Source organism: Mesorhizobium tamadayense (genome assembly GCF_003863365.1).
Classification (GTDB): Bacteria; Pseudomonadota; Alphaproteobacteria; order Rhizobiales; family Rhizobiaceae; genus Mesorhizobium; species Mesorhizobium tamadayense.
Genome location: NZ_RQXT01000112.1, coordinates 1 through 4,517 on the forward strand (window position 1 = coordinate 1; position 4,517 = coordinate 4,517).

Below are 4,517 nucleotides of genomic sequence, written 5' to 3' on the forward strand. Positions count from 1 at the left end.
GCCGTCGAGATCGTAACGCTTCCGTCTGCCAGAGAAGGCCAGATGTAGCGGCCACGCTCAAGACGCCTGGTAAACAGGCATGATCCTTGCCCATCATGCCAAATGACCTTCAGGAGATCGCCTCTTTTACCGCGAAAGCAAAAAATATGACCGCTCAGCGGATCCTTCTTCAAGATCTCCTGCACGCGTAGAGCAAGGCTGGGAAAGCCGCAGCGCATGTCGGTGTGTCCCGTCGCCAGCCACACCCGCACCCCCGTCGGAATCGGGATCATCGCAGCGTTTCCAGGCCGCGCATGATCCGAAGCAGCGCTTCCACGTCCACGTCGGGCTCGACGATGACCCTGCGGCCATTCACGCTCACCACTTCCATGCGCCCGCCAGCCGGTTCTGGACCCTTCTTTGGCTGCTCCGGTACGATCATCGCCGGCACGAAACCACAGACGCCACCTTCGCCGAGCCGACCCTCGCGATGCGCCTTGCGCCAAGCAAACAGCAGTGGGTTGGAAATCCCGTGACGCCGCGCTGTCGCGGATGCTTGCCGCGGAGCCGAATAGCTCTCCTCGACGATCCGCAGCTTCTCCTCCTCCGACCAGCGGCGCCGGCGGCCAGTGTCAACAATCTCGAGACGGGTGACTTGGCGACAGTCAGTAGCGATATCCATACCGACAGTCAGCTACATCCTCCCTTCGCAGGCAAGGCGGCCGTCCGCGGACGCGTACATTGCAGGACGAGCCGAGCAGCATGAACTTCTCGACGCCGAGTCGAATGCGGTCCTGATCGTAGGGAGGTCGACAGCAAGATTGTCCTGGAGGAAGTCGACTGGGTTTCATTGTTGGTGGGATTCCCCGATCCTTGGCGGCAGCCATGATAACCAGGTCGAACGCTGTGCCCAGGCCTGGGCGTCCTCGCTGCGCGATCGGCCAGGTCGAGATCACGACTGTCCACCGTGAGGATCTTTACCTCGGGCAAGCCGAACAGCTGGCGCACCAATGCGGACCCACCCATGCCGCGCTGGCCCGCGACCCAAATGCGTTTGCCATCCGGCGAAATCATTGTCTTTTCACGTCAAGTGAGCGTGATCCCGTAGGCGCGGCAGTCGGCCTCGACCATTTCCGAGACGAGCTCATCGAAAGTGGTCGTCGGCTTCCAATCGAGCTTGGTGGCCGCCTTGGAGGCATCGCCGATCAGCAGGTCCACCTCGGTCGGACGGAAATAGCGCTTGTCTATTCGGATCAGCGCCTGATTGGTCCTGCGTTCGCGGCCTACCTCGTCAACGCCTTCGCCTTCCCAGGCGATCTCCTTTCCGACCCGGCGGAAGGCAGTCTCGACAAAGCTGCGGACTGAATGCGTCTTGCCGGTCGCGAGCACAAAATCGTCAGGCTCGTGGTGCTGCAGGATGCGCCACATGCCCTCGACATAGTCGCGCGCCGAACCCCAGTCGCGCTTTGCCTCCAGATTGCCGAGATAGAGACAGTCCTGCTGGCCGGCCATGATCGCAGCTACGGCACGGGTGACCTTGCGCGTGATGAAAGTTTCGCCGCGCGTCGGTCCTTCGTGATTGAACAGAATCCCGTTACTGGCAAAGAGCCCGTATGCCTCACGATAGTTCACGGTGATCCAGTAGGCGTAGAGCTTCGCCACCGCATACGGCGAGCGCGGATAAAACGGGGTAATCTCCTTCTGCGGCGAATCCTGGACTAAGCCGTAGAGTTCGGATGTGGAGGCCTGGTAGAATCTGGTTTTTTCCTCGAGACGAAGAATGCGGATCGCTTCCAGCAGCCGCAGTGTGCCGAGAGCGTCGGCATTGGCCGTATATTCGGGGGTCTCGAATGAGACTTGCACATGACTTTGCGCAGCCAGATTGTAGATCTCGTCAGGCTGCGTTTGCTGCAGGAGACGGATCAGGTTTGTCGCATCCGTCATGTCCCCGTAATGCAGGACCATGTCGGGATGATCCTCGTGAGGATCTTGATAGAGGTGGTCGATGCGTTGGGTATTGCCGATCAGCGATGCTCGCCGCTTCAGGCCATGCACCATGTAGCCCTTCGAAAGCAGCAGTTCGGCAAGCAGCGCACCGTCCTGGCCGGTAATACCCGTAATGAATGCTGTACGTCGAGGTGAACTCATTTGTGATGTTTCCGTGGATGAGCGTCTGGCCAGGAATGTCAAAGGCCCGTGAGAATGACGAACTGTGCGCTGTAATCCCGAATGCAATCACCGCAGTTTGATCGTTAGCTGCGCCTCGAGTGATATTCAGAAGGCGTTTGCCATCGAGTGTCATGCGCCGTCGGCATCAGATCCAGGAGGAGTTCGCCCATCTTTCGCACGAGGAGTTCCTGGCAGGCGCCGCCTTCGGAGCGGCGTCTTTTCATGTCTGTTAGTTTTCGTAAAATCGATTGTTTCGATGCAATGCATCCACAGAATGGATGAACTCTTATCGATTAGATGCAGAGTTCAAGCTTTAAACGATCCGCGCCGCCAGGAGATCGCAAGAGCCGTTTTCCGCGCCACAGTCCGTGAACCAGGTTGTTGGTCCTTTCTAAGAAAACCGGCGCCGAGCTGCTCTATCAACTGCCGGCAAAAGGACCACGACGGCAAATCGGCCGCCGGTGCAAGGTTTCTCCCTGAATGTCGGATAGCCGACAATGTGGGGTACGCAACGTAGAGGAAGCTGACTCTCGGGTGCTTTTCAAAATGCTTTTGGCTTGGCACGATACATGCTCGCGATTGCGCAAAAGGCACGGATTGAGTGGTCCCGCCGCCACGAAAGTCGCTAGCTTACGCCACCTCCCAAAGGCGAATCCGGCCCGGCAAGGAGCTCCGTCTCTGCCGGGCATGCCTTTTTCAGACGTACTCGCGTTCAGAACTTCAAATTGGGCGGCGCAATGTCCGGCTGAAGAGGATTGCGTCGAATGGAAAATCAAGGCCGTTTCGAGGGCTCTCCAATGCATGCCGGAGCGAGAAGGGAGTGTTGGCCCATGCGGGTGGGTTCATGCTCAGCGTGTTCGTCGACATCCGGCAATTGTGTCGGCTTTGTCGGTTTGACGACACAGCCTTGGTTGGCCGGCGTCTTGGACGTTTTGTCTAAGCCACTGAAAGAAAATATGAAATCCCTTCCGTGGCGCTGTCATCTAAATTGGCATGAATTTTGCGAAATCCCGTTGAGAGAGGGGGGGCTGCTTGCCAGGGAAGAGCGAAAAGATGGCGGTAAAAATTGAAGGACGGGAGATCACAGTGTGAATCGGCGTGCAAAATTGACCCCATAATGGAGTGCGCCCCTCGGACCGGACAGATTGAACAAGCAGAATTGACTTGGAAGCCGGGCTTTCGAAGGATGGAAGCCCATGGTGACTTATCGCACGCACAGCATCGAGTTCAAACGTCAGGTAGTGCAGGAATTCCTGTCCGGCGAGACGCTGCATGGTCTCGCCAAGCGGCACGAACTGCCGCGTAATCTGATCCGCATCTGGGTCCAGAAATACGAGGCGGGCTCCTTCGACGAGGACGTGGCAGCGGCTGACATGTTGCAGACCTATGAGGCGCGGATCGCAGCGCTGGAGCGGCTGGTAGGCCGACAAGCCTTGGAAATCGAGTTTCTAAAGGGGGCTCTGAAAAGCGCACCACGTCCGAGAGGCGGGACTACATCCGTGATCACCGGCCCGGCGGTGTCTCCATCGCTGAAGGATGCCGGCTGATGAGGATTGCGCGATCAACCTACTACGATCAGCCCGAAACCGCCGTGGATGACACAGCGCTCGTCGAGACGATGGGTGAGATCTCCGACAGCTTCGAAGCTTACGGCTATCGCCGCATGCAGGCGGCGCTGCGGCAGCGCGGCATCGTCGTCAACCACAAGAAGGTCAGACGGTTGATGCGCGAGCATGATCTGCAGCCCAGGATCAGGCGGCGCTTCATCGCCACTACGGACAGCGATCACGAGTTGCCGATCTTTCCGAACCTGGCGAAGAACGTGACACCCGACGGCCCGAACCAACTCTGGGTGAGCGACATAACCTACGTGACGATTGCGGCGGGCTTCGTCTACGTCGCGGTCATTTTGGATGCCTGGTCACGCAAGGTCGTTGGTTACGCCATCGGCCGGTCGATCGACGCGCGCTTGACCGTTGCAGCATTGAAGGCGGCAATCGAGCGACGAAAACCCCCGCCGGGCTGCGTCCATCACTCGGACCGAGGGTCGCAATATGCCGCACTCCTCTACCGCAATGTTCTCGCCGAGCACGATCTTATTGGATCGATGGGCCGGCGCGGCAATCCCTACGATAATGCGAAAGCGGAAAGCTTCATGAAGACGATGAAGGTCGAAGCCGTCTATCCGATGGCCTACGAAACCTTCGCCGACGTCGCTGAGGACCTTCCCCGCTTCATTGATGAGGTTTACAACACCCGCCGATTGCACTCAGCGCTCGGCTATCTCAGCCCGCAACAGTTCGAGGACCAACACGCCCGGCAGATGGTCAAAACTGCGGCTTGATCCTGTCCGGTCCGAGGGGCGCACT

The 4,517-nt window shown here is 58.5% G+C and carries 5 protein-coding genes; 2 read left to right on the forward strand and 3 right to left on the reverse strand.

What is annotated here, in order from left to right:
• From tnpB to gmd, 3 genes are all read right to left on the reverse strand, one after another.
• Window positions 1–272 (reverse strand): IS66 family insertion sequence element accessory protein TnpB (gene tnpB / locus EH240_RS36400; RefSeq protein WP_148101170.1); only part of this gene is annotated, 272 nt, incomplete at its 3' end.
• The gene (tnpA, locus tag EH240_RS36405) at window positions 269–661 is read right to left on the reverse strand and encodes an IS66-like element accessory protein TnpA (RefSeq protein WP_125007167.1); all 393 of its coding nucleotides are present in this window, start codon (window positions 659–661) and stop codon (window positions 269–271) included. The genes tnpA and tnpB, both read right to left, overlap by 4 nt.
• Window positions 662–1,065: 404 nt before the next feature.
• The gene (gene gmd, locus EH240_RS36410) at window positions 1,066–2,127 is read right to left on the reverse strand and encodes a GDP-mannose 4,6-dehydratase (protein ID WP_125007170.1); all 1,062 of its coding nucleotides are present in this window, start codon (window positions 2,125–2,127) and stop codon (window positions 1,066–1,068) included.
• Window positions 2,128–3,344: 1,217 nt separating this feature from the next.
• On the opposite strand from gmd, the gene EH240_RS36415 reads away from it, so the two are divergent.
• Window positions 3,345–3,695: a transposase gene (locus EH240_RS36415; RefSeq protein WP_125007168.1), complete on the forward strand. Its 351-nt coding sequence runs from the start codon at window positions 3,345–3,347 to the stop codon at window positions 3,693–3,695.
• A complete protein-coding gene (locus EH240_RS36420; RefSeq protein ID WP_245436699.1) occupies window positions 3,674–4,492 on the forward strand; it encodes an IS3 family transposase in 819 nt (272 codons plus the stop codon). The genes EH240_RS36415 and EH240_RS36420 overlap by 22 nt, the downstream gene beginning before the upstream one ends.
• The last annotated feature ends 25 nt before the right edge of the window (window positions 4,493–4,517 follow it).